The sequence below is a fragment of the Flavonifractor sp. AGMB03687 genome, assembly GCF_017811815.1.
Classification (GTDB): domain Bacteria; phylum Bacillota; class Clostridia; order Oscillospirales; family Oscillospiraceae; genus Flavonifractor.
In genome coordinates, this window is record NZ_JADKZI010000001.1 from 242,215 (window position 1) to 266,364 (window position 24,150).

Annotated in this window: 21 protein-coding genes; 11 read left to right on the top strand and 10 right to left on the bottom strand. The window is 50.1% G+C overall.

The genetic code is table 11. From position 1 onward, the window contains the following. Positions 1 to 94 precede the first annotated feature (94 nt). The 8 genes from J9789_RS01160 (at position 95) to J9789_RS01195 (ending at position 10,679) form a co-directional block, all read left to right on the top strand. Positions 95 to 2,404, top strand: coding sequence for a DEAD/DEAH box helicase family protein (locus tag J9789_RS01160; protein ID WP_245184983.1), 2,310 nt, complete (start codon positions 95 to 97; stop codon positions 2,402 to 2,404). 15 nt (positions 2,405 to 2,419) lie between these two features. Then, a complete protein-coding gene (locus J9789_RS01165; RefSeq protein WP_209341444.1) occupies positions 2,420 to 3,874 on the top strand; it encodes a class I SAM-dependent DNA methyltransferase in 1,455 nt (484 codons plus the stop codon). After that, on the top strand, positions 3,871 to 5,361 hold the full coding sequence (locus J9789_RS01170) for a restriction endonuclease subunit S (protein WP_209341446.1): 1,491 nt from the start codon (positions 3,871 to 3,873) through the stop codon (positions 5,359 to 5,361). The genes J9789_RS01165 and J9789_RS01170 overlap by 4 nt, the downstream gene beginning before the upstream one ends. Positions 5,362 to 5,373: 12 nt before the next feature. After that, positions 5,374 to 6,843 (top strand): hypothetical protein, encoded by a 1,470-nt coding sequence (locus J9789_RS01175; RefSeq protein WP_209341448.1) that lies wholly within the window; start codon positions 5,374 to 5,376, stop codon positions 6,841 to 6,843. A gap of 26 nt (positions 6,844 to 6,869) precedes the next feature. Then, positions 6,870 to 7,703 carry a DUF3800 domain-containing protein gene (locus J9789_RS01180; protein ID WP_209341451.1) on the top strand — a complete coding sequence of 278 codons (834 nt, stop codon included), beginning with the start codon at positions 6,870 to 6,872 and terminating at the stop codon, positions 7,701 to 7,703. 116 nt (positions 7,704 to 7,819) lie between these two features. After that, the gene (locus tag J9789_RS01185) at positions 7,820 to 8,176 is read left to right on the top strand and encodes a helix-turn-helix transcriptional regulator (protein WP_209341453.1); all 357 of its coding nucleotides are present in this window, start codon (positions 7,820 to 7,822) and stop codon (positions 8,174 to 8,176) included. Beyond that, entirely contained in the window at positions 8,173 to 9,195 is a 1,023-nt protein-coding gene (locus tag J9789_RS01190) for a PDDEXK nuclease domain-containing protein (protein ID WP_209341455.1), read from the top strand. The genes J9789_RS01185 and J9789_RS01190 overlap by 4 nt, the downstream gene beginning before the upstream one ends. After that, positions 9,192 to 10,679, top strand: a complete 1,488-nt coding sequence (locus tag J9789_RS01195; protein ID WP_209341457.1) for a recombinase family protein — start codon at positions 9,192 to 9,194, stop codon at positions 10,677 to 10,679. The genes J9789_RS01190 and J9789_RS01195 overlap by 4 nt, the downstream gene beginning before the upstream one ends. Before the next feature lie 92 nt (positions 10,680 to 10,771). Here the strand turns inward: J9789_RS01195 and J9789_RS01200 are convergent, their stop codons facing one another. The 6 genes from J9789_RS01200 to J9789_RS01225 all read right to left on the bottom strand — a co-directional run bounded on the left by J9789_RS01200 (position 10,772) and on the right by J9789_RS01225 (position 17,017). After that, on the bottom strand, positions 10,772 to 10,993 hold the full coding sequence (locus tag J9789_RS01200) for a hypothetical protein (protein ID WP_209341459.1): 222 nt from the start codon (positions 10,991 to 10,993) through the stop codon (positions 10,772 to 10,774). A gap of 15 nt (positions 10,994 to 11,008) precedes the next feature. Beyond that, entirely contained in the window at positions 11,009 to 11,518 is a 510-nt protein-coding gene (locus J9789_RS01205) for a hypothetical protein (protein WP_209341460.1), read from the bottom strand. A gap of 30 nt (positions 11,519 to 11,548) precedes the next feature. Next, entirely contained in the window at positions 11,549 to 12,751 is a 1,203-nt protein-coding gene (locus J9789_RS01210) for a tyrosine-type recombinase/integrase (protein WP_209341461.1), read from the bottom strand. 68 nt (positions 12,752 to 12,819) lie between these two features. Then, positions 12,820 to 13,038 (bottom strand): helix-turn-helix domain-containing protein, encoded by a 219-nt coding sequence (locus tag J9789_RS01215; protein ID WP_209341462.1) that lies wholly within the window; start codon positions 13,036 to 13,038, stop codon positions 12,820 to 12,822. Between the two features lie 101 nt (positions 13,039 to 13,139). Further along, positions 13,140 to 15,161, bottom strand: a complete 2,022-nt coding sequence (locus J9789_RS01220) for a hypothetical protein (RefSeq protein ID WP_209341464.1) — start codon at positions 15,159 to 15,161, stop codon at positions 13,140 to 13,142. A gap of 353 nt (positions 15,162 to 15,514) precedes the next feature. Beyond that, positions 15,515 to 17,017, bottom strand: coding sequence for a hypothetical protein (locus J9789_RS01225; RefSeq protein ID WP_209341466.1), 1,503 nt, complete (start codon positions 17,015 to 17,017; stop codon positions 15,515 to 15,517). A gap of 411 nt (positions 17,018 to 17,428) precedes the next feature. On the opposite strand from J9789_RS01225, the gene J9789_RS01230 reads away from it, so the two are divergent. The 3 genes from J9789_RS01230 (at position 17,429) to J9789_RS01240 (ending at position 21,250) form a co-directional block, all read left to right on the top strand. Continuing rightward, the gene (locus tag J9789_RS01230; protein WP_209341468.1) at positions 17,429 to 19,153 is read left to right on the top strand and encodes a hypothetical protein; all 1,725 of its coding nucleotides are present in this window, start codon (positions 17,429 to 17,431) and stop codon (positions 19,151 to 19,153) included. 599 nt (positions 19,154 to 19,752) lie between these two features. Then, positions 19,753 to 21,000, top strand: coding sequence for a DNA polymerase IV (gene dinB / locus J9789_RS01235; RefSeq protein ID WP_209341470.1), 1,248 nt, complete (start codon positions 19,753 to 19,755; stop codon positions 20,998 to 21,000). Positions 21,001 to 21,004: 4 nt separating this feature from the next. Then, on the top strand, positions 21,005 to 21,250 hold the full coding sequence (locus J9789_RS01240) for a hypothetical protein (protein WP_024724508.1): 246 nt from the start codon (positions 21,005 to 21,007) through the stop codon (positions 21,248 to 21,250). A gap of 166 nt (positions 21,251 to 21,416) precedes the next feature. On the opposite strand, the gene J9789_RS01245 is transcribed toward J9789_RS01240, so the two are convergent. The 4 genes from J9789_RS01245 to J9789_RS01260 all read right to left on the bottom strand — a co-directional run bounded on the left by J9789_RS01245 (position 21,417) and on the right by J9789_RS01260 (position 24,097). Then, entirely contained in the window at positions 21,417 to 22,325 is a 909-nt protein-coding gene (locus J9789_RS01245; protein ID WP_209341472.1) for a class II glutamine amidotransferase, read from the bottom strand. Then, positions 22,325 to 23,437 (bottom strand): amidoligase family protein, encoded by a 1,113-nt coding sequence (locus J9789_RS01250; protein ID WP_209341474.1) that lies wholly within the window; start codon positions 23,435 to 23,437, stop codon positions 22,325 to 22,327. The genes J9789_RS01245 and J9789_RS01250 overlap by 1 nt, the downstream gene beginning before the upstream one ends. A 73-nt stretch (positions 23,438 to 23,510) precedes the next feature. After that, complete coding sequence (locus tag J9789_RS01255; protein WP_209341476.1) at positions 23,511 to 23,768, bottom strand: DUF6809 family protein; 258 nt, start codon at positions 23,766 to 23,768, stop codon at positions 23,511 to 23,513. Continuing rightward, positions 23,765 to 24,097, bottom strand: a complete 333-nt coding sequence (locus J9789_RS01260) for a DUF3846 domain-containing protein (RefSeq protein WP_209341479.1) — start codon at positions 24,095 to 24,097, stop codon at positions 23,765 to 23,767. Before J9789_RS01260 ends, J9789_RS01255 begins: the two co-directional genes overlap by 4 nt. Positions 24,098 to 24,150: the final 53 nt, after the last annotated feature.

The following is a 24,150-nucleotide window of genomic DNA, read 5'->3' on the forward strand; positions in this document are numbered from 1 at the left end:
ATCTACCTAAATCGTCGATTCGACAGACAATGACGTAAACAGGCAAGAATATAAATTTTTCGATTAGATTATAAGGTTTTAGGAGGATGAGTATATGGCAATAGACAAAAAAACATTATCAGAGGCCGACATCCGAACTAAATATATTACTCCTGCAATCGAACAGTCCGGTTGGGATAAAATGTCTCAAATGCGAGAGGAGTATTCCATTACCGCCGGGCGCATCATTGCTCGTGGGCAGGTTTGCAAACGGGAAAAGCCGTTAAAGGCAGACTATGTTCTTTTTTATAAACCCAATAAACCAATTGCCATTGTTGAAGCAAAGGATAACAACCATTCTATGTCTGACGGTATGCAGCAGGCATTGAACTACGCGCAGATGATGAATGTGCCTTTTGTTTTTTCGTCGAATGGAGATGGATTTGTTTTCCATAATCGCTACATACAAGAGGGCGAACGGGAAACAGTTCTTCCTCTCGATGGGTTTCCATCACCTGAAACTCTTTGGGAAATGTATGTAGAACAGAACTGCATTGGCCCTGCGCAGAGCAAAATTATAGATGAGCCATATTATATAGATAATCCGAATAAGCAACCTCGGTATTATCAGATCAATGCAATCAACAGGACTGTAGAGGCAATTGCAGCTGGTCAGGATCGAGTCCTGTTGGTGATGGCTACCGGTACAGGTAAAACGTATACAGCATTTCAAATTATCTGGCGTTTGTGGAATGCGGGAATTAAGAAAAGAATCTTGTTTCTTGCAGACCGTACTGCTTTGATTTCACAAACTTTCACAAATGATTTTGCACCCTTTAAGGATAAAATGACCTGGGTAACAAAGCAGAACTTTGATACGGCCCACGAAATTTATCTTGGATTGTATCAGGGATTAACCGGTGAAGACGAAGACGCCAACAGCTTGTTTAAGCAGTTCAGCCCCTCGTTCTTCGATTTGATTGTGGTGGATGAGTGTCATCGTGGCAGTGCAAAAGCCGATAGTCAGTGGCGCGAGGTTTTGGAATACTTCTCTGCTGCAACGCAGATTGGTCTTACTGCAACGCCAAAAGAAACCAAGGAAGTTTCAAATATTGACTACTTTGGAGATCCTGTCTACACCTACACCCTGAAACAAGGTATCAACGATGGCTACCTCGCTCCGTATCGTGTTATCCGTGTGTTCTTTGACAAGGATGTAGAAGGATTCGTTCCTTACACCGGCCAGACAGATGACAACGGCGAAGTGATTGATGACCGGATTTACAATGCACTGGATTTTGATAGAAAGATCGTTCTTGAACAGCGTACCAAGTTGGTTGCAAAGACAGTGTCCGATTACCTGAAAAAGCATAATTGCCGCATGGACAAAACCATATTCTTCTGCGTCGATCAGGAACACGCAGACAGAATGCGCCGGGCGTTGGTGAATGAAAACTCCGACATGATGGCAGTTGATGAACGCTATGTTATGAGAATTACGTCCAATGATGAAGCAGGTGTCGATCAGCTTGATAATTTCCGTAATGTAGAGAGTCAGTATCCTGTGCTTGTTACAACATCCAAGTTACTATCTACCGGTGTCGATGTTCAGACGATTAAATTCATCGTTTTGGATTCTAATATCCGTTCCATGACTGAGTTCAAGCAGATTATCGGTCGTGGTACTCGTGTGCGTGAGGATCTTGGCAAACTTTACTTCACAATTTTTGACTTCCGTGATGTTACCCGCTTGTTCTATGATCCTGATTTCGATGGCCCGTGCGAACAGGATGAGGATTTTGATCCGGCAAATGGGTACAATGGTGATCCTCCACCCAAGCTCCCGAAGCCAGTTAATCCACAGAAAAAATATATGGTCAGCGGAGAGCCGGTTACCATTCTCAAAAAGATGGTACAGTACATGGATCGGGATGGCAAGCTCATTACAGAAAGCCTGATTGACTATACCAAGAAAAACGTTCTTAATCAATATGCGACGCTGGATGATTTCCTGTCTGCTTGGGGAGCTGCCGAGCGCAAGGAAGCCATTATCAAGGAGATGGAGGAACACGGCATTCTGTTCTCTGAACTCTGTGAGCAAATCAATCAGGATCTCGACCCGTTTGATCTGATTTGTCATATTGTATTTGACCAGCCGCCGCTTACCAGACGTGAACGAGTCAATAATGTTCGGAAGCGCAACTATTTCACCAAATACGGAGAAAAAGCTGCTGAAATTCTGGACGCACTGCTTACCAAATATGCCGACTCCGGCTTGTCTGACTTAGAGAATGTAGATGTACTGAAAGTCGATCCTATCAAGCAATATGGAACTCAGGTATATATCGTCAACACGATTTTCGGTGGTATTGCGAAATTCCGACAGGCGATTAAGGATTTGGAGGCTGCCATCTACGCTGCATAAAGGAGAATAATTACTATGGCAATGTCCGCTTTGATTAAGTCACTGGAAGACATCATGCGCAAAGACGCAGGTTTGAACGGTGATGCGCAATATATCGAACAGATCACCTGGCTTCTGTTTCTAAAAGCTTTTGATGCCAAGGAAATGGAGTGGGAATTCCGACCCGAGTACCGTGGCAGTACCATCCCAGAGGGCTTCCGATGGCGTGATTGGGCGGATGATAAAGAAGGTATTACTGGCGATGCCCTGATTAAATTTGTGGACGAACTGTTCGACAAATTGAAGAAACTGGACGTATCTGATGGCGATCTCAAAAAGTTTGTAGTTCGTAATGTATTTACGGACATTAACAACTATATGAAATCCGGTATCTATCTTCGCCAGCTTATTAACCGTATCAACGAAAAGGTTGATTTCATCGACGCTACGCAGAAGCATACATTTAACGAACTGTATGAGGGTATGCTCAAAGATTTGCAAAGTGCAGGTCGTGCCGGCGAGTTTTACACGCCTCGTCCGGTAACCAACTTTATTGTTGAGAAAATTGATCCCAAATTGGGCGAGACCGTTCTTGATCCAGCTTGCGGCACCGGTGGTTTCTTAACCAGCACTATTGCGCACATGGGCAGTATTACAACGACCGAGCAGCTCAATACTCTGCAAACTACTATTTTCGGTTGGGAGAAAAAGCCTCTGCCGTATCTGTTGGCTATGACCAACCTGATTCTGCACGATATTGAAACTCCACAGATTCGTCATATCAACTCCCTGAACAGACCGGTAACGGATTATTCTGCCAAGGACAGGGTTGATGTTATTGTTGCAAATCCTCCCTTTGGCGGCGCGGAAGATGATGCTGTGAAGCAGAATTTTCCAGCAGAATTCCGCACAAGCGAAACTGCCGATCTGTTCCTTGTGCTAATGATGTATCTGTTGAAGGACAAAGGACGCTGCGGTGTAGTTCTTCCCGATGGCTTCATGTTCGGTGATGGCGTAAAGGCTGCTATCAAAAAAAGAATGCTGGATGAGTTCGGTTTGCACACCATTATCCGCTTGCCGCAGGTTTTCAAGCCCTATGCCAGCGTTAATACGAATCTGTTGTTCTTCCAGAAGGGGGTTCCCAGCCGAGGCGTCTGGTTCTACCGGCTGGATTATCCGGAAGGAGTCAAGAGCTTTACAAAGACCAGGCCTATGTTGGACAAGCATTTCGATCCGGTTCGTGAGTGGTGGGCTGATAAACAACCAATTGTGGTAGAAGGGAAAGATAAGGCGAGATTCTTCACTGTAGACGAATTGGTGGCTCTAAATTACGATTTTGACAAATGCTGTCCTTTCCCCCATGAGGAAGAAGAAATTCTGGAACCAGCCGAACTCATTGCCCGCTATCAGTCCGAGCGCGCCGAACTGAACGCTAACATTGACCGCATTTTGACGGAGATTTCCGCAATGCTGGAGGTAAAAGAATCATGACCGCACAGGACTTGAAAAACTCCATACTCCAGCTTGCTGTTCAGGGAAAATTGGTGCCTCAAAATCCATCTGATGAACCTGCTTCCGAATTATTAAAGCGTATTGCTGATGAGCGTACCCGTAGAATGGCCGAAGGAACGCTTGTAGTGGATAAGAAGCATACAGCATCTCCAATCACCGCAGACGATATTCTTTATGATCTTCCTGAAAACTGGAAATGGACCCGTTTTGCGGATATTGTTACATTCAGCTCAGGAAAGACACCTCAGAGACAAAACACTGCCTACTGGAGCAATGTAGAATATCCTTGGGTTTCCATTGCAGATATGCAAGCAGATTCACTTACAACCACTACAAAGGAACAGATCAGTGAAGCGGCCTTCGAGGATTGTTTTTCGGGAAAAATTGCTCCTGCTGGAACAATGATAATGAGCTTCAAACTGACGATCGGAAAGGTGAGCATCCTTGGAATGGATGCTGTCCACAATGAAGCAATTATTAGCATATATCCTACGGCACCTGTTGGCGATAGTCGCATATTGCAGAAATGGTTGTTCAAGATTCTTCCGCTTGTTGCGGCGACAGGTAATTCCAAAAATGCAATTAAGGGAAAGACTTTGAATGCTATATCAATGAGTAATTTGATGATTCCTGTCCCTCCCCTCGCAGAGCAGGAGCGTATTGTTGCCAAGCTTGAGGAACTGTTGCCGTTCGTAAGCGAATATGATAAGACAGAAAAACGGCTATCTGCACTAAATGATGAATTCCCTGATAAGCTCCGCAAATCTATTTTGCAGCAAGCAGTACAAGGGAAACTGACCGAACGTGACCCTTCAGATGAGCCAGCATCAGAACTACTGAAACGAATCCAGACGGAAAAAGCCAAACTCATAACCGAGGGGAAGATAAAAAAGGAAAAGGCACTGTTACCGATTGCAGAGGATGACTGCCCGTTTGAAATTCCAGGCACCTGGAAGTGGGTAAAGTTTGGGGGAATTGCGGATTTATGTCTTGGTAAAATGCTTGATAAAGCAAAGAATCAAGGCAATCTGCATCCTTATTTAAGAAATGTAAATGTACGATGGGGATTCTTTGACTTCGAAGATATTTTAAAAATGCGCTTTAAGGACGACGAAGAGGAGCGGTACTCAGTAAAATATGGCGATCTTGTTGTCTGTGAAGGCGGAGAGCCTGGTCGCTGCGCTGTTTGGACGGATGTCAGTCAAACATTTAGGATTCAAAAGGCACTTCACCGTGTGCGATTTATTGGTGATGTAGATAGCTTTTACGCATACAGAGTATTTGAGTATTATGCCTCTAACGGATACTTTGCTAAAAGATTTACGGGTGAAACAATTAAACATTTACCCGGAGAAGTTCTTAAAAACATTGCATTCCCGCTTCCTCCAATTGCTGAGCAAAAAAGAATTGTTGTTCGAATTAACGAACTTCTGGCAATATGTGACGGATTGAAACATGTGCGCTAAGGAGAAAAAGTTATGGATATAGAGAAAATTAGGCAAATAGATTTCGGAGAAATCGATGGCTATGGTGACCCCAACCTCGAAAAGTACTTTTTGGATAATGGTTATTGGGGCAAAATTATCGATAGCAACGTATTTTTTGTCGTCGGCAAAAAAGGGACAGGAAAATCTGCTATCTATCGAATGATTGAGCAAGCGTCATTACATAACGGCTGCTTAGTGATAAACAAAGATTTTGGTGAATTCCCTTTCGAAAAACTGCTAAGCTTGCAAGATGATAATTTTGCTAAACCGAATCAGTATCAAACGATTTGGAGAAATGTCATTTTTAATTTGTTCATTCAAGCTATCGCCAGTCTTCCAGATGAAGACAACAGCTATTATCGAGAGATCAAAGCTTATAAAGAGATGTATTTAGGTAATGCATTAGATCTGCACAAGGAAATTGTGTCAAAAGCTGTTAAAAGCCAAGGAAGTCTTCTCGCACATGGTGTCGGGGTAGGCGTTGAAAAAGGTGTCCAGTGCGATTTTAGATATAACGAAGATAATATAACGACTATCAATTCTACATTGTCCCGCTTACTTGAAAACTATTTCATTACAACGGCATCTGAGGCCAAAATTGTTATCCAGTTTGATAGACTAGATGACAACTACAACCAATATCAAGATTTAGAAGAGTATTATCAGGCAATTATTAGCTTATTTAAAGCGGTATATAACTACAATCAATCGCTTCGTGCAAAAGCGGTGCGGAATGCTAAAGTTGTCCTATATATCCGATCTGATATTATGAAAGCCATGGCTATTCGTGATGCGGAAAGTGCCCGATGGGATGATTTCAGAATTGACTTGGACTGGCGTGTTAACAATCTAAAAGAAATCTATGATTCCGATCTTTATAAAATGGTGATGAAGAGAATTGACGTATCATGTCCTGCGGTCGCAGGCAAAGATTTTGGAGAAATTTTTGTGTCGGGGAGTGATTTGAAAAGGGATTATCAAGTACATGATCTGTTCAAAACTCTTGTTCTTCAAACGTTATTCAGACCACGTGATTTGATTAAGCTGTTAAAAACATTGCAGAGTGCAATTCTAAGCAAAGGAACACTTAATAGTGCCGTTTATGGTGATGCATTAAAAAAGTATTCTAACTGGCTTGTGAACACAGAACTTGCAAACGAAATTAACCCTGTGCTGAGAGAGGATTATCCATACGTAATTGAACTGCTCCGTCTCTGTGGTTCCAGAAATCTCAGTGTTAAAACATTTACCGAAAGATATAATTCGGTTAAGCATGAGTTCACGTTGAAACCCTTGGAACTGCTGAATTATTTGTACGGTGTAGGAGTAATCGAAAACTCTTGGAAAAACAAAGCTACTGGGAAATATATGCACCGGTCAATTTTTAGAAACGAGGGAGATTTTGACCGTAATCTGAACTTCCGAATTCTCCCTGCTGTATGGAGCGGGTTAACAGTATAAACTACAGCATAAGGGGCGATTTATAGATGCACTATTTGATATTTACAGATGAAGCCGGTGCATACAAAGCCCAAACAACGCCCGACTTCCGCAAGCGGCATCCTTTCTACGTGCGCTCTAACGTGATAATCTCCATGGATGACTACATGGAGTTCCAAAAGGAAATGCAGACACTTAATGGTATGTATGAAATACCGGTTGGCGAAGAAATAAAATGGAGTGACCTTTGGGAAAAACTGCGCAACCGTCCCCGCACTCCTGCAATTGCTGCTATAACTGAAGACCGTCTAAAAGGATATTACAGGAAAGTTTTCGAGTGTGCGTCGCAGAAAGATTCCCTTCAATACATATTTACCATCACCAACGTCTATGAACAATACTGCCTTTTGGAAGAACGGCATGTATACAAATTTCATTTACAGGAAGCTTTTCAGCGCGTACAGATGGACTTGCGTCCACGCAATGAGTTCGCTGTATTCATTATGGATGAGTTAAATACGGAAACTATAAAACAGATCAAAGCTGTTTGCCATGAATTTACTGTAAATGGTGACTTCATCCGAAACTACGGAAATGTATATCACAGCATTTTAACTGAGAGCAGCAACCAGAGCGCAGGTATTCAACTTGCGGATTATGCTGTTGGAGCTATGTACGGTTACCTGCGACGATCCTTCATTGCACCGGACAATTACGCCTTTGCGACAGACATGTATAATGACTACATTTACAGGAAATTGCGGCATAGTGCAATGGGAAGTATTATGGGCTATGGTATCCGAGAGGTACCTAAACACTTGACCTTGAGGCAAAACTTGGCAGCCCTATTTCCTGATATTCAGGTGGATACTGCTACATAAAGATTATCGATAGGTAATTTTGAGGTTATCGTTTACGCAAAAGTTTCAAAATCCGGGTTGACATCTGCTCGGATTTTGATTATACTATGCTTAACCCGAATTGGAGGTTGAACAGCATGAAACAACTGGGTATGCGTCTTCGCGCATTGCGGGAAGGTATTGGCTTATCCCAATCAAAATTTGCCGACGTGATCGGTTCTACGCAGTCCAGCATCAACCGCTATGAAAACGGTCAGGCAACGCCGACTGTTGAGCTTCTGCGCAAGTATGCGGACTATTTTGACGTTTCAATGGACTATATTTTTGCCCGCTGCGATGATCCGCATGGCAAGCTGTATGAAGCGAAACCTCCGGTTGACGCGAACAATCCTGAACTGAGGAAGTTCGTTGAGATGTGCTTCGATCCGGAATCACCGATGAACGAAAAGCTGAAAGAAGCAATGCTGAAAATGCTTGGGGAGGCGAGGACATGAGCAATGAATTAACCCATAATCCGGGACGGTTTGACGAGGTCATTCATATCATCGACAACGCCCGCAGCCGCGCCATGAAAGCAGTCAATGCAGAGCTTATTCAGATGTACTGGGAAATCGGCTCTTATGTCAGCGGCAGAGTGAAGGATGGCGGCTGGGGAAAAAGCGTGGTTGCAGATTTTTCCGAATTTCTGCAAGCGCATTATCCGGGAACAAAGGGATTTTCTGCGCAGAACATCTGGCGTATGAAGCAGTTTTATGAGACTTATTGTGACAACGAAAAACTCTCACCACTGGTGAGAGAAATTCCATGGACAAGCAATCTGCTGATTATGACTGGCTGCAAGACCGACGAAGCGCGTGAGTTTTACCTTCGCCTATGCATTGCAAATCGTTACACGAAACGCGAATTGGATCGTCAGATCGGCAGTATGCTGTATGAGCGGACGATGATCTCTCACGAAAAACATAAGGATTTGCTTGCTGGGAACGGCGGACTTGCGGCTTTGCGCGATTCCTATGTGTTTGAATTCCTTGACCTTGAAGAACCGTACAAGGAAAAGGATTTGCGGCGTCAGATTGTCTCGCATCTGAAAGATTTCATTTTAGAGTTTGGACATGATTTCACTTTTGTTGGCGAAGAATACCGCGTTCAAGTTGGCAACACGGATTTCTTCATTGATTTGCTGTTCTATAACCGTGCATTGTCCTGCCTTGTTGCAATCGAATTGAAAATTGATACTTTCCGTCCTGAACATCTGGGACAGCTCAATTTTTATTTGGAAGCACTTGACCGTGATGTAAAGAAGCCGAATGAAAATCCGAGCGTTGGCTTAGTCCTCTGCACCGGTAAGGATGATACCGTAGTCGAATACGCGCTCAGCAGGTCTATGTCTCCGACAATGGTCGCAGATTACACATTGCATCTGCCTGATAAAGCTATCCTGCAAAGTAAGCTGCGTGAACTGACAGAGCTTGCGTTGGAAAGCGGCGAAGGCAACGAGGGTGATGAAGAATGAACGCTGTTATCTACGCCCGCTATTCCTCAGACAGCCAGCGCGAAGAATCCATTGAAGGTCAGCTCCGTGAGTGCCGGGAATATGCCGAGCGCAATAATATGACCATCGTTGGAACGTATATTGACCGGGCATTATCTGCAAAAACAGCAGATCGACCGGAGTTCCAGCACATGATCAAGGACAGCGCAAAAGAGCTGTTTGAGATTGTCCTTGTATGGAAGCTCGACCGCTTTTCCCGTGACCGTTACGACAGCGCACACTACAAGCACATTCTGAAAAAGAATGGTGTAAAGGTTGTTTCTGCGAAAGAGCATATCTCCGAAGGTCCGGAAGGAATCATTCTGGAAGCGATGCTGGAAGGCTATGCCGAGTTCTATTCTGCTGAGTTATCAGAGAAAATCCATCGCGGACAGAAAGAGAATGCTCTGAAAGGGAAAAACAACGGCGGTGGCGTTCCTCTCGGCTATCTGTTGGACAAGAAAGCACAGAAACTTGTGATCGATCCCGTGACTGCACCATTAGTGGTTGAGATATTTGAAAAGTATGCTGATGGCAAATCGGTTCGTTCCATTGTTGAGGATTTCAATACCCGCGGACTTAAAACGAAAAAGGGACAGCCGTTCAATATCAATAGTTTCAGCTCTCTGCTGAAAAACCGCAAATACATTGGCGAGTATCGCTATCAGGATGTTGTAATTGAGGGCGGCGTTCCTGCTATCGTTCCGGAAGACCTGTTCAACCGTGTGCAGGAACGCATGGAGAAGAACCGCCATGCTCCCGCAATGGCAAAAGCAAAAGAGGACTATCTGCTGACAACGAAGCTGTTCTGCGGTAAATGTGAGCGCATGATGGTTGGTGAAAGCGGCAAGAGCCATACCGGCGCTATGCACTATTATTACAAATGCAGCGGTGCGAAGCGCCTGAAGGATTGCGACAAGAAGGCTGTTCGCAAAGACTGGATTGAATGTGTTGTTGTCCGCCTGACCATGCAGCGCGTCATGGATGAAGAGAAGATTAACAGGCTCATCGATGCAATTTTTGTTATGCAGGAGCAGGAAAACATAACAACCCCTGCGCTTCGCTCACAGCTTGCGGAAACCGAGTCCTCCATTGGAAACATTCTGAAAGCAATCGAGCAGGGCATTTTCACGCCGTCCACCAAACAGCGGCTTGATGAGCTGGAAGCACGAAAAGAAGAAATCCTTGCGAATATCCAGACCGCCGAACTGCAAAAGCCAAAGCTGACCCGCGAACAGATGACGGCATGGTTTGAGCAGTTCCGTCATGGCGATCCAGCAAACCGTGATTTTCAGAAACGCCTGATTGATACATTTGTAAACGCCGTGTATGTGTTCGATGATAAACTGGTCTTGACCTACAACTATCAACATGGGACGCAGACAATCTCACTTGACGAGATCGCGTCGGCACTGAGTTCGGATTTTGATGGGGATACTCCACCAGAAAGAGGCCTGAAATCCTAGGATTTCAGGCCTCTTTTGCTGTTTCTATATCGTATTTATTTGAAAATTTTAATTTGGTAGATATCCTGGTAGATATGGGCTCGAGTCCCGGTTCAGCCCTGCGCCTGATGCAGATAGAATTCATTTTCCGTCACCTTGATCACGAATTCATATTCCAGTTTGCTGGCCTTGGAGGGCTCGATGTTATATCGTTTGCAGACAGAACGGAAATGGGAGAGGTATGCCCTGTCCGACCGATCCAGCGGGGCGACCCAACCCTTTGCTGCGCCATGTATCTCCATCTTCCGAAGATAAGAACGATCCAGTTCCGGCATAGTGAGAACGCCTCCTTACTGATATTCTGCGATGATGGTCTGAGCAGCATCCTCCCAGATAATGAGCCGGAAGGGATCGTAGACGCTCAGAGGCATCGCCCCAAAGGTGCGGATATAGTATTCCCGCAATTCAGAAGTCTTTGCCTTGAAATAGAGGACGCCTCCATAACCGGCTTCCGTGGAGACAGATGCGGCGTAGGCAAACAACGCCTTTGCAATACCGATGTATTTTTTCTGGCCGCCCCTGCTGTGCAGGAGGTTTTGATTACTGTGGCCAGCACTTTCCAGATAGATGATCTCCACAGCAAGGCCGTTATCGTCCAATTCGTAGGACATCAGGCCCAGCAACTCGGAGTCATCAGCCCGGCGCAGAGCTACTTTGTTGGGCATTTGCCGGGCTGCCCTGGAGGTCCATCGAGTCTGCCAGTCAGCAGTATTCTCCAGGTCCTCGGGACTGGCAGGAGAAACTGTGACCGGGATTTTTTCGGAGAAATCATAGTCCCAGACAAACAGGTGCTCGAGCAAGGTCATTCCTCCTCTTATGTCTGTAGTTTATCACAAATCATGATCAGGTACAAGGTCACTATGGCCGTCCGCCGCATTGCTTCCGCTGATGGCAGATGGTTCGGCTTCCTCCCACATCCGCTCCAGCAGCTCCCGGTGATCACGGTCCAGCAGATGGGTGTACACCTTGCTGGTGGTGGAGGGAGAACTGTGGCCCAGTGCCTTGCCGATATCATACATAGGGATACCCTTGGCGTTGGCGATGCTGGCAAAGCTGCGGCGTAGCCCGTGTAGAGTGAGGGGTGGCAGGCCCTGCTTGCGGACAAAATCAACGAACAGCTCGGATGCGTAGTTGGGCCGCATGGGACGTCCGTCCTCGTGGGCCACCACATAGCCCTCATTACAGTAGCCTTCTCCCAGATAATCCCGGTAGGACTTCTGACGTGCCTGCTCCCGGCGAAGGGCTCCCTCCAGATCGGTGGGCATATGGAGGGTACGCCGGGAGGTATCGGTTTTGGGTTCCTTTACGACGATAGATTTACCTGCTGCCGTACGGACGGACTTGATATGGATGACCTTATGCTCAAAGTCCACACAGGACCAGGTCAGCCCCAGGATCTCCTCCCGGCGCAGGCCCAGCAGGCCGGCCAGCTTGATCATGACCTCCAGCCGGGTATTATAGCAAAGCTGCAGCAGCTGACGGAGGTGCTCCATATCATAGAAGTGGATCTCGGGCCGCTTGACTTTGGGCGCCTCCACCCGGTCGGCCGGGTTGGACAGGATCACCCCCTGTTTGACGGCCAACTTCAGGGCAGTATTCAACAGGTCGTGGTGCTTTCTGGCAGTGTTGGAGCTGAGACCTTTGTCCCGGATCAGGTGTGCGTAGTATTCCTGCAGGTGTTGGGGCGTCAGCTTTTGGAGCGGGATGGTCCCCAGGCTTGGAACGATGTGGGCCGAGATGATGTTTTGATAGGCGTAGGCAGTGGTGGACGCTCTGTTCAGACGGACCACATCGTTCATCCATCTGTCGAGCCATTGGGCGACTGTGGTATCCTTAGGGAGCACCACAGAGCCCGCATCCCGGGCGGCCTCGTGTTTGCGCAGGGCGGCCCGAGCCTGACCGATTTTATCGAATGTCTTGAGCTTCTTGATCTGCTTCCCGGTGGTGGAATCGATGCCGAAGTCGAGATTGACATAGAATTTTTTGCGCGCATCGTCATACGAGATGTTGCGTTCCACCCGTTTGCGGGCCATGCTGATTCCTCCTCTGTGGGTAATAAGGACCCCCGGCTTTGCAGCCGGGGGCGCTTGGGTGAAGCGTCTCAACTGGCCTGCACCATATCCATGCGTAGGTATTGGGCGAGGGCTGCCCGGCTGATCCGGATCTGGCGTCCTACCCGGATACAGGGTATCTCGCCGGAATTCACCAGTTGATATACCTTGTTGCGGCTGACACCCAGCAGGGTGGCGGTATCCAGGACTGTGTAGAAGATGGGGTGGGTCGGAAGACCGGGGTCCGGGATCATGGAAGTGTGGATCATGGTAAGTCGCTCCTTTCGGGAATGATAGATTATAGTTGAAGGTGCTTGGGGCTTCAAGGATATAGTATATAATTGAGATCAATCGGAAATCGGACGCATCGTCATGCGGAGAGGGACCGGCGGACCGGCAGCCCGGCATCAGGTCGGAACCACACCGTCTCCTTCCCAAGTTTGGTACGGATAACGCCGCCGGCATCCAGCATCTGTTTGAATTTGGGCAGCTTCAGCAGGTCCTTCCAGGCGGAGGGGGTGATATCCAAAAGCTTCCGCAGCTCAGAACTACGAACAGGCATGCCGTCCCAGCTGTCCAGAAACTCCTTCATTTTGGCGTAGGCTGTGGGCTTTCCGCCATAAGTCTGGGTATTTTCCCGGGCGGCTGTGATGCAGGCGGGAAGATCGGTGTAAGTCTCAACGCGGCAGCCGGGGAACCGCGGCCTCAGCAGCCGCCATACTTCGGCAGGCGGTGCAAAGAGGAAGATGTGGATCTCCTCCGTGCAGTCAGGGTCACGCAGCGCACAGCGGAAGATCTCCTGCTCCAGCCGGGCGGCCAGGTGCCGGCTTTCATACTCGACCAGCATAGGAACATCCCGCAGTGCATTTTTCCAAGTTTTCTGGGAGCGGATCATCATGCTGCAGACCGACTCCAGCTGTTCCTGGAATCCATGCCCTTGCCAGGCGGCGTAGCAGTGGTCCAGATAGATATCCGGGTTGAGTCGAGGATAGCCCAGCAGGATGACATTTGTGCAGGTGCGAAAGGCATTACTGCCGTTGGTGCCGCCGAAATAGGGGACTGTCGGGGAAGTCTGGTCCGGCATCAGGAGGATATGCTTCATGGCGCCAGAGCTGAGGTGCTGAGCGAAGAAGAGGCTTTGCTCCTTATAGGTGACAAGGAAGGTCTCTCCCGGGAATTGCCGGATGAGTTCCTCGATCAGATCGGACAGGCCTTGAAGAAGCCAGTTCTTCTGCATAGCGGATTTGGACACGTTGAGCTTTGGGTGGTCGTAGATGTGGAATACCACATGATCCATGGTGCGAGGTGGTGCGGGGTCGAGAAATCGCAGCGAGGGATGGTGACGATAATCCCCGTCCACCTCTGCGGTAGCATCGAATATCAGGACCTGATGTTGGTCCAGGCAGGCCATACCGTCGGTAGAGGTGGACAGCTGGAAGCCGCATATCTTAGAGAAGAGACAGGTCTCTCCTGCGTGCAGGCCGGCCATGACGGGGAGACTACCCTGCAGCTCCCGATTCCCGCTGCCAAGATAACGGAGCATCTGGTGCTGCATCTGAGCAAATCCGACGGGGTCACGCTCCTGCAGCGTGGCAAATCCGGCCAACTGGTCTACCGGTGGCTGGTTTGGAAACTGGAGCACCGAGCTCTGTCTGAGCTGTTGGAATGGCCGCTCCACCAGGAAGCGCAGTTTCTTTTGCAGGCTGCTCACATGGCGGTCGCTTATCTGCCGCCCGGAGGTCAGCGACTCCAGCCGGGTGGACAGGCTATTGATGTCCGTCTGATCGAGAGAGAACAGCTGGAACAGCTCCGGCTTCTCGTCAAAGATGACCAGGCGTCGGTGTACCTGGCTTCCATCGGGCAGGGTGCGCAGCAGCAGTTGGTCCAATGCGCCGGACTGGCGCAGCCGACAGAATCGGGCCTGGGTGGCCCCCAGCAAATATGTAAAATCACCCTCCTCCTGCTGGAGAAGCAGCGGACACTGATCGGCGTAAGAACAGGACTTTCCCGGGCAGTCCAGTACGTCCTGGATCTGGGGATTGCAGCACAGTCCCCGAGCTTTGCCTGATAACGTGAGACTCTGGAGAGACAGCATGGGCATATCAGCGTCAGAGGGACATGCTTGGTTGACCCGCTCAGTGATGGCATTGAGATCGGCCACCTTCTGGAGAACCAGCAGCACCCCGCCGAAGGTATGGGCCAGAGGATCATTGCTGGTGTACAGCTTTGCCATGACCAGAAGAAAGGCCAGGATCCAGGTGGATTTCCCATAGCCCGCTCGGGCAGGGATGATCTGGATGGTGGGTCCGTCCACTGACATGATCTCGCGGGTGCAGTGCTTCCAGTAGGAGACGTCCAGTCCGGGCTGGAGTTGCTGGAGCTGTTTGACCACCAGAGAGACCAGGCGATGGACGGAGGGATCGGGAAGAGCCTGAAAGCCCTCCCTGGGATCTGGGCAAGTTGAATGCAGGTGTTGGAACTGGTCCGGTGGAAGATGAGGCTTAACTGCCTCCTGTGGGGGGTTCAAGTCCATTGCGGAAGGGGGTGCAGCGGCACCCCTTTCTTTTTTTGCCAGGGAGCGCAAGAGAGTGGTATGCTGATTTTTGTGATTTTCTTTTGACATATGGTTCATATTCCTCCTTGTGAGCGTAAGAATCAGAATAAAATCATTGCAATAGAATGGCAAGTTCGTGGGCAACACATCTTGCCGGGCAGCAATGCACGTTGCCCGCGTTTTTGCCACGATCACGAGCCTCTGAGTACGTCGGCTGGGATCGCGATCACGTAGGTGGAGTCGCGTTTTCCGGTGCCATAGAGGTCGAAGCGGTATCGGGCGCCGGAGCTGGGTTTCTTGATAAACTCTTCATCCACCAGGATCCGTTGAAGGTCCCGGATCCAGCTCTTCTGAGAAAAGAAGGCCGTGTCCACATCAGGGAGCGCCCGAAGTGCTTTCCGATAGGCGGTCGCCCATTTCGCTTCCGGGATTACCCAATAGAGGACCCCGGAGATCTTGCGCCAGGCGCCCAGATGCTTGTCCGACTCTCGATAGGGCTCGTCCAGTTCTGTGATGGAGGTGGACTTGGACAGGTGCCGCATGGTCTCCAGAAAGACCGCTGAGTCTTCCGCGTGCCGTACCGGAAGTTCGGGTACCGGATCGGGATCATAGACATCCTTGACAGCTTTGCGGTAATCTGCCGCTTCGTCGCTGGTGAGCAGATCACATTCCTCGAGCGTGTCGAGGAATGCGAGCAGCAGTTGGTAGCGGATGGCCCGATTGAGCTTCTTGGGATCGAGGACTACAGAGATGTAACGGCTGTCCACAGGGCCAAAGGATGCCTTGGCGGCCTGAATGATCCTTCTGGCCCTGTGTTTTTTGCATGACCATGTCCACCCATCCAGTGCCCAAGCTACGATATCTCGATGGCTGCGCAGGGCTTCCAGGATGGAGGGGTCGCAGGCCTGGAGCGCCGAGGAGCTGATCCTGTGACCGTGCAGGTCACAGCTGCCGCAGTTGAGAAGGATGAGCCCTGAATGCTCCAGGTAGGGAATGGAATCTCGCAGTTGTGCGCTGCTGGCGCCGACTACGAGAGCCACCGAGTCGGTGTATGGGTAGGGCAGACGGATGGGCTTGAGTCCCTCCTGCCTTACGCGGAGCTTCAGAGAGGTGAAGTCCTGGATCCTGTGAGGAATAGCCAGGGAACTGGTGCGGAAGTCCAGGACGGCTTTCCGGCGGATGTGTGCCCGCCGCTTGTGCCGCCACTTCTTGCAGTTGACTGCTGCGCGCACGATTGCACGGAGGCAGTCCTCCACCAGCGGAGCGGTAGAGTTGATGGACAGGACGGGATGATAATCAGGCTCCACAGCACGCAGGGCAGAGCACCACGTACCGCCCAGAAGGGTAGCGACCAGATCCCAGCCGGCTTCAGGGTTTTGAAACAGGCTTCCAACGGAGAGCAGCGTGAGGGCCCCCTCCCTAAATACCGCGGCGGGCGGGGAACACTCGCTGCCGAATTCGTCCAGGCAAGGCTTGCAGTTGGGCACCTTCTCTGGAACGCGGCCGCAGGAAACCACGCCTGCGGATTTCAGATAGCGGGACAGCGCCTTCTTCCGGGCGGCTTCATTGAGGTCCCGGAACCCGGGAATAGTACCGATCAGATGCTGCTCAGTCAGGGGGGTATAGGTCTTGGACTCGGAGTTGTAGGTGTAGTAGGGGGAGTAGAATCTGTTGTTGATGTGTAGGATCGTCATGGGTGATGGCTCCCTTCGTATGATCATTGCCGGCATCGATAGCATAACGCATGACGAGTTATCTGACAAGTAATTTATAACTTTTAGCGGTTATAAGATAATTTATATTTGGTTGATAATATATTAACTGAACTTTTTACTTGAAATTTAAAAAATGCGGTGAAGGGAGAGATTACATATAAACTATAAAACACTAATTCATTATAGTGGTTAGTAAATATTTACAGTTTTGATAGAGATGTGTTATATCAGGGGGCGGGTAGCACTATTTTAATCTTGCTTTCTATTTGCAAATCCTAGTATCATAGAACTGAAGGAAGAACTCCTGGAGCCTAAGGTTACACTAAAATCGTCACTATGACGAGGTAATATATGTAAATTTATATATTATACAGGAAAAGAAGGGTTATAATGTCATTGCCTCCTAATGTGAAAACCTTACTGGAAAAGAACGTACACGAGGACAAACCATGCCATATTAGATTGACTCCCAGGGTGGGTGCGTATGATAAGGAAATCGAAGTTCTAATAGAGGAGATTAAAAAAGGAGCAAAAGAAAGTTATAAGTTGCTTCCTAATGGAGAAGCAAACCGCATTCTTAATTATTGGAACCAATTCCATAAGCAGTTTGACTATGCGTCATTTGAGACGTTCTACATCAAAAATATCTTTTGTAGAAGTCATCATATGCTTGATATCAAAAAGGAGGTGTTTTTGACCTTGATTGCTGACCGTACGTTCCTGTTCATGGAGTATAATCAGCACAGTACAAATGAGAAGTATCCTACATTGCTCAACGTATGCCAGAACCATGTTTTGTCTGAATGTGAGGAGCAGGCTAATTATATCCGCGATAATGGATTTGCGCCCACAACTGCTCACAGGGCTTCCTATGAACGCCTACTGGAGAACAGACGCAAACTGAAGGAAGCCATAGAGCGCAGGAAAGAACATATAAAACGCTGGAAGAGCAACGAGGCTCTGGATAAGCAGGATTTTTCCATAGATTTTGGCAAAACAAAGCGAATAGGTAGAAGAACCAAGGATACGACGATTGAAAACCTATCGCGTTTGTTCTACGCTTATCTAAAGGCGATGGTTGATCGCGGTTACCGATATGAGTACAAAAAATATGCATCGAGCGAAGAAAACGCCGACCAAAAGAGTGTAGCAAAAGCCTGTGCGGAGGATGAGTGGATCAGAGAAATAGGTTTGGTCCATCAAAAACTAGTTAAACTAAACGCGAGCGGGACTGCACTGAACCCAGCCATCGTATACTTCGATCTCTTTGCAAATTACACTAGTAAATTGGCAAAGCATAAATTAACCAAATACAAATTTCGGATGCCTAGCCCAAATAAACGTGCAGAGGATCGCCGGGTACCTCTTACCATATCTAGAAAAATCGAATGTCAGATTATCCTTTATGACTATCTGCTGGATCTATTCTTTCCTAATGGTGATAGCAGTGAGCGGGCCTACGCAAAATATGAGTTCTATGCAGCTACCCATTATCAATGGTATATGCACTATCAATTACCTGAGAAACCAAAACAGAGAATAAGCTCCAGTGAGAAACAAGACTCTGAGGCAATCCAAGAGCTGCCCAATTTTCATCTGCTGCCTGACCTGGAGGACGGCGTGGATGAGCTGGGTCATCTGATACGCCGTAACATAGAATTATGCTTACCCAACGGATATGAGTGGCTTGCGACAGACCCGTTGAACGCAAGGTATTATGATAATATTCATACTAAAACGCTTCTGCTTGAGGAGGCATGTTTGCGCCTTCCATCCCAGAGAATGATCACAAAGGTGCGCAATTACATAAAAGAGATCCAAGGAAGCCGAAATCTGTTGGAGGAGTATGCAAGAATAGAAGCAGATCCTCGGAAGGTGATCCAGCTTTTAAATCCGATATGTCAGGAGAAGGAGTTTTATTTCTACTCTGAAATAGCATTGAGCGAATATGCTCCCATCAGTGCTGATAGAAGAGTGGAGTATACGAGACTGATCCTGGAGCATGAGTTGAGAGCACAACTCAATGAAGCAGCTCACAGAGAGCTGTTTCATGTTGCGCATAGATATTTTGCAAAGTTGTTTGTGACAAAAGATCCATTTGGAATAAGCGAGTAGGGGGAATGGCATCAGGGGGGAATCTTTAAGCCTCCATTTATTTATAGAGGATTCCCCCCCTATATAAAATGCACCCATACCAACGGCTCTCTATGGGAGCCGTTGGTATGGGTGCGGAAAATCTCTGATTCACGAGCATCGGACGAAAAGGGATGGACTTGCTGAAGGCTCGCGAGAGACTGAAAAGCAAGTTCCAGAACTTTCGTCCGATGTGAGGTTTCAGTAAGGACATACGTTTTTGTCCGATGCGCAGTGAATCTTATTTGACACAAGAGAGGGCACTTCCCCCGTCGAAATGAGACCCTTTGAAGAGACTATACTATTTTTTAGAGAACTACCACAGACGAAAGCATACTTCAGCGATCTTTATAACGTTGCTGGATCTCCTGGACGATTTGCCGAATTTCTTCCCATTGCTCGGCGGTAAACTGATAGCGGCCGCACATATCCTGCACCTCATTCTCTCAAAATTAATCTCCTACCGCAAGGGATAGTATACCACGAACTGCTGTCCCATCAGAAGGACTTTGTATCCGCCACAAATTCCCTCTTGCCATTTAAGAACATTCGTTCTAGTCTATAGACAAGAGGTGATGGATATGGGGCGGCACATTCTGCACGTGGATCAAAACTGTTTTTACGCCTCGGTAGAGATGCAGCGCCACCCGGAGCTGCGGAACAAGCCTCTGGCGGTATGCGGCAGCCAGGAGGAGCGGCACGGCATTGTGCTGGCCGCCAACTATATCGCCAAGCCTTACGGCGTCAAGACCGGTATGGCAGTCTGGCAGGCCAGGCAGCGCTGCCCCCATCTGGAAATCCTGCCCCCGGATATGGGGGAATATATCCGCTTCAGCCAGATGGCACGGGAAATTTATGAGGACTACACCGACCAGATCGAGCCCTTTGGCCTGGATGAAAACTGGCTTGACGTCACCGGCAGCGTAGGGATGTTTGGCTCCCCCATGACCATTGCCAGAGAAATCAGCGACCGGATGAAGTTTGAGCTGGGCATCACCTGCAGCATCGGAGTGGCAGACAACAAGATCACCGCCAAGCTGGGCAGCGACTACAAAAAGCCGGACGCCATCACCCGCATTGAGCGGGACAACTACCAGGAGATGGTCTACCCCCTGCCGGTGGAGGATCTGCTCTATGTAGGACCGGCCACCAGCAAGAAGCTGCGGGGGCTGGGGATCAGCACCATCGGGCGGCTGGCCCAGACTCCTCTGGACACCCTGACCAGGAAGCTGGGCAAGATGGGGACGGTACTCCAGACCTTTGCTCTTGGGCTGGACCCCTCTCCCGTCCAGAAAAACAGCCACATCCCCAACATCAAGTCGGTGGGCAACAGCGCCACCACGCCCCGGGACATGACCTGTGACAGCGACGTGGAGCTGATGCTCCTGCTGCTGGCGGAGAGCGTGGCTTCCCGGATGCGGGAGCTGGCCAGCCGATGCACGGTGGTGGAGGTCTATGTCCGGGACATAGAATTAAACTCTTTCTGCCGGCAGCGGAAGCTGGAGGTGCCCACCTGCTCCAGTGACGAGATTGCCCGGACGGCCTGCGACCTGTTCCGCCAAAACTACCGCTGGGTGCGTCCCCTGCGCAGCATTGGCGTCCGGGGCGCCGGGCTGGTGGAAACCACAGCGGGCACCCAGCTCTCCCTCTACCCGGAGGAGACTCGCCGGGACAAATGGGAGCGGATTGATGCGGCGGTGGACCGTCTGCGGCAGCGGTACGGCTACCGGAGCATCCAGCGGGCCAGGCTGTTTACCGACCCCCTGCTGGGGGCCATCAATCCCAAGGACGATCACACCGTGCATCCGGTCGGTTATTTTGGAGGATAAGCAAATGGAAGAACGGGAAAAGCGCTATGTGCCGGTAATCGTCCGGTTTGAGGCCGACGGCAAACTGCGTCCTCTGGAGATCCAGTTCGACGAGGCACACCGCTACCCGGTAGACAAGATTCTGGACGTCCGCCGGGCAGCCTGTCAGAGTGTGGGCGGCGTAGGGGATCGCTATACCTGCCGCATCCAGGGGAAGGAGTCCTATCTGTGGTTTGAAAAGGGCCGCTGGTTTGTGGCAGCCAAGCGATAGCACAGGCAGGATGGTGGCAAAAAATGATTCCATATGACCCACCAGCCATATACTTTTTATGATTCAATACTTTTGGGATTTATAATACAAAAACTATCGAAATCTTTTGATTTTGTGGGTGGGATAAATGCGCTATACGCATTTATCCCACCCATAAAGCCGGATGTCACCGCCACGGAGCCATATCGTACAGCTCCTCCTCGATTTCATCGGTGGAATACCCGGCCTCCAGCAGCTCATCGATGTCCTCCGGCGTATAGCCCAGAGCAGAGGCGATGTTCTTCAGGGTATGCAGATAGCTCCGGTCCGGCTGATACGAGCGGGCGCAGGGATGCCATGGGCGATAGACGGGATAGGTCATCGCAAAGTGCCCTGTCGTGGTCATGCCATGCTTGTCCCATCTCAGGATCTCCCCGTCTGAGACAGGTACCTCCCGGAACGACTCCCCGGCCAGCCAGGTGCGGTTCACTGCCTGCCGCAGGATGGCTAGAGTGGAGGCGTAGACATACAGCCCCAGCCGGGGATAATGCCAGATGGTCAGCGGATTATCCCCCTTCACCAGGTACAGCCGGTCCTTATGATCCAGCACCGTAAATACAAAGGAGCCCTCCACCGTCTCAGCCATCTCGCTCAGGCTGTCCGGTGTGAGGGCTCCCTGTTGTTCCAGCAGCTGCACCGCCACATAGCTGTCCGTCTGAATGTAGGTCTGGGGCAGCTTCCTGCTGTTGCGGAGGCTCTTGTCATTGTACAGAACTCCGTTATGGGCCAGGGCAAAGTGCAGCCTGCCCACCTTCCCGGCAAAGGGATGGTTGTTCTGAGGATATTTCGCGTCCCCCTGAGTGGTCATTCGGGTATGTCCCATCACCACCCTGGCGTCCCCCGGCACGAAGAAGCGGTGCTTGCGGGCGGGGCCGGGGCCTTTGCAGATCTGGAGTCTGCCGCCGCTGTTGTAGGCGATTCCGGCGGCGTCCGTCCCCCGGACCTCGCTCGCAGCCGCCAGTGCCCGGATAAGCTTGGTCTTCTGTTTACCGGTGAGATTTCCGTTGTTGTCCATGATTCCAAACAAACAGCACATCAGCTTTCCTCCTCACTTTCTACCGGCTCATTCACATAGAGCCGCCGTTCCTTCAAATACTGGATGAGCTCCGGCTGCTGACACCCGGACACAAAGGAGGTCCAGGCCAGGCTCTTCAGCTCCACATCATTAAGGCAAATAGCACAGCTGCAGATCTGGTCCACCAGCTGCAGCGTAGCCAGAATGGTGTTAGTTTTCAGGGTGCCCCTAAACATCCGGAATTCCACTGTATCCGGGTTTTGCAGATTGACGCAGGTGTACCGTCCCCCGTGGTAGCCCTTCTTGGCGAAGTCCAGAATGTCCATGGGGTGCTCCTTGTAGCCGTATCGGGCGGCCCAGCGCTCCAGCTGCCGCTGGGTGCGGCGGCTGAATTTCAGCAGCTCCTCCCAGTGCTTCTCGAAGAAGTAAGGCACCCGGGCAATGGCCTGGTCCTGCTCCTGCTGGGTATTCCCGAAAGCGGCCCGGCTCACATGAACGTGGAGGCCGCAGGTATTTGCCCGGTGACTGCGGTAGCCCAGGGAGAGCGCCTTCCGGCAGAGGGCCTCCCAAGGCATGGTGTGGAGCTGCCAGTCCAGGGACAGAGGATGGGTCACCAGCTCCAGGCCGTCGTCCAGGGAGCCGTCGTGCTTGATGTACATCAGGGGATGGTTGGCATTGGCGATATCCAGCAGATCCCGGGCGTTGTCCGCCTCCTCGCCGCCCTGGTCCAGTTCCAGCTCCACACCGAAAAACCGGGGCCCCTCTCCCTGGAAGATGGGCTCCGGTTTGTAGTAATAGTCGTGGATGGGCTTGTCCCGGGACAGGGTATGGAAGCAGTCCAGGCAGTAGGGCCGCTCGTCGTATTCATCCCCTTCCTCATAGTAGGCTGAACTCTCCCGGATCAGGGAGCCGCAGCGGCAGCAGTTGGTATAGTGGTCATCAAAGCAGTTCTGGCACAGGGGCGTGTCTGTCGTGCCCGCGTTGTCGCTTTCCCAGATCCGCTCTCCACAGTGGCGGCAGAACAAGGTGTTGTTGTCCAGGCATTGGGCGCACAGGTCCTGGCCATCGAAGTGGTACAGCTGCTCGGTTGGCAGAGCGGCACCACAGAGCTCGCAGGTGTGCAGTTCTTTCATAGAAATTCCCCCTTTAAAACGCAAAAAAGCCCCGGGGCTTTCCCCGAGGCCATCGTAGTTTATAGTATGTAGTTCAGTTTTGGGACGATCCGGATGGCGGAAAGAGGTCCAGGGCCAGCAGAATTGCCACCCGGACGCCCTCCCGGAAGGCTCCCTCCACGGAAGCCGTCTCTCGCTTCACAAAGACATCCTCCAGTTTGTCCAGCAGGGCGGCCGACTCCCGGTCCAGCTGCTTGCGCAGTTCCTCTGACAAGGCCATCATCTCCTCTGAGCATTGGGTATACGCCGGCTCCCCGTAGCGGAAGCTGTCCTCCATAAGCCGCTCCATCATAAGTAAATCTCCGGCCGGGCGAAGCGTCTGGCGTACCGTTCCAGCTGCTCCGGCGTCAGGCTCTCAAAGTTCTCACTGTCCGGCGGGGCGGCGCACAGGAAGAAGGTGCCCGCGACAATGTCGTAGATCTCCCCGCTGTCCAGCCGCAGACAGCGGTTGAGGGGCAGCCCCACCAGCTTGCCCTCCTCGTGGCAGATGAGGGCCACCGGTTCCTCAAAGGGATAGACCGCCTGGATGGGGCCTCCTACCGCCTGCTGCATGGCCTCCAGGGTGTTGTCCAGCTCCGCCGCCCGAGGCGGCTCCAAAGGTGGGACCAGTAGTACGTTCATAACCATACCTCCAGATAAAAGGATAGCCCAGGGAGCAGATGCTCCCTGGGCTT

Excerpts from the sequence above, each read along its gene's own strand:
- J9789_RS01160 (WP_245184983.1), top strand. The coding sequence starts at position 95 with ATGGCAATAGACAAAAAAACATTATCAGAGGCCGACATCCGAACTAAA.
- J9789_RS01225 (WP_209341466.1), bottom strand. The coding sequence starts at position 17,017 with ATGACGATCCTACACATCAACAACAGATTCTACTCCCCCTACTACACC.
- J9789_RS01260 (WP_209341479.1), bottom strand. The coding sequence starts at position 24,097 with ATGAACGTACTACTGGTCCCACCTTTGGAGCCGCCTCGGGCGGCGGAG.
- J9789_RS01190 (WP_209341455.1), top strand. The coding sequence starts at position 8,173 with ATGAGCAATGAATTAACCCATAATCCGGGACGGTTTGACGAGGTCATT.
- J9789_RS01255 (WP_209341476.1), bottom strand. The coding sequence starts at position 23,768 with ATGATGGAGCGGCTTATGGAGGACAGCTTCCGCTACGGGGAGCCGGCG.
- J9789_RS01250 (WP_209341474.1), bottom strand. The coding sequence starts at position 23,437 with ATGAAAGAACTGCACACCTGCGAGCTCTGTGGTGCCGCTCTGCCAACC.
- J9789_RS01200 (WP_209341459.1), bottom strand. The coding sequence starts at position 10,993 with ATGCCGGAACTGGATCGTTCTTATCTTCGGAAGATGGAGATACATGGC.
- J9789_RS01210 (WP_209341461.1), bottom strand. The coding sequence starts at position 12,751 with ATGGCCCGCAAACGGGTGGAACGCAACATCTCGTATGACGATGCGCGC.
- J9789_RS01215 (WP_209341462.1), bottom strand. The coding sequence starts at position 13,038 with ATGATCCACACTTCCATGATCCCGGACCCCGGTCTTCCGACCCACCCC.
- dinB (WP_209341470.1), top strand. The coding sequence starts at position 19,753 with ATGGGGCGGCACATTCTGCACGTGGATCAAAACTGTTTTTACGCCTCG.
- J9789_RS01195 (WP_209341457.1), top strand. The coding sequence starts at position 9,192 with ATGAACGCTGTTATCTACGCCCGCTATTCCTCAGACAGCCAGCGCGAA.
- J9789_RS01240 (WP_024724508.1), top strand. The coding sequence starts at position 21,005 with ATGGAAGAACGGGAAAAGCGCTATGTGCCGGTAATCGTCCGGTTTGAG.
- J9789_RS01230 (WP_209341468.1), top strand. The coding sequence starts at position 17,429 with ATGTCATTGCCTCCTAATGTGAAAACCTTACTGGAAAAGAACGTACAC.
- J9789_RS01165 (WP_209341444.1), top strand. The coding sequence starts at position 2,420 with ATGGCAATGTCCGCTTTGATTAAGTCACTGGAAGACATCATGCGCAAA.
- J9789_RS01175 (WP_209341448.1), top strand. The coding sequence starts at position 5,374 with ATGGATATAGAGAAAATTAGGCAAATAGATTTCGGAGAAATCGATGGC.
- J9789_RS01245 (WP_209341472.1), bottom strand. The coding sequence starts at position 22,325 with ATGTGCTGTTTGTTTGGAATCATGGACAACAACGGAAATCTCACCGGT.
- J9789_RS01185 (WP_209341453.1), top strand. The coding sequence starts at position 7,820 with ATGAAACAACTGGGTATGCGTCTTCGCGCATTGCGGGAAGGTATTGGC.
- J9789_RS01170 (WP_209341446.1), top strand. The coding sequence starts at position 3,871 with ATGACCGCACAGGACTTGAAAAACTCCATACTCCAGCTTGCTGTTCAG.
- J9789_RS01180 (WP_209341451.1), top strand. The coding sequence starts at position 6,870 with ATGCACTATTTGATATTTACAGATGAAGCCGGTGCATACAAAGCCCAA.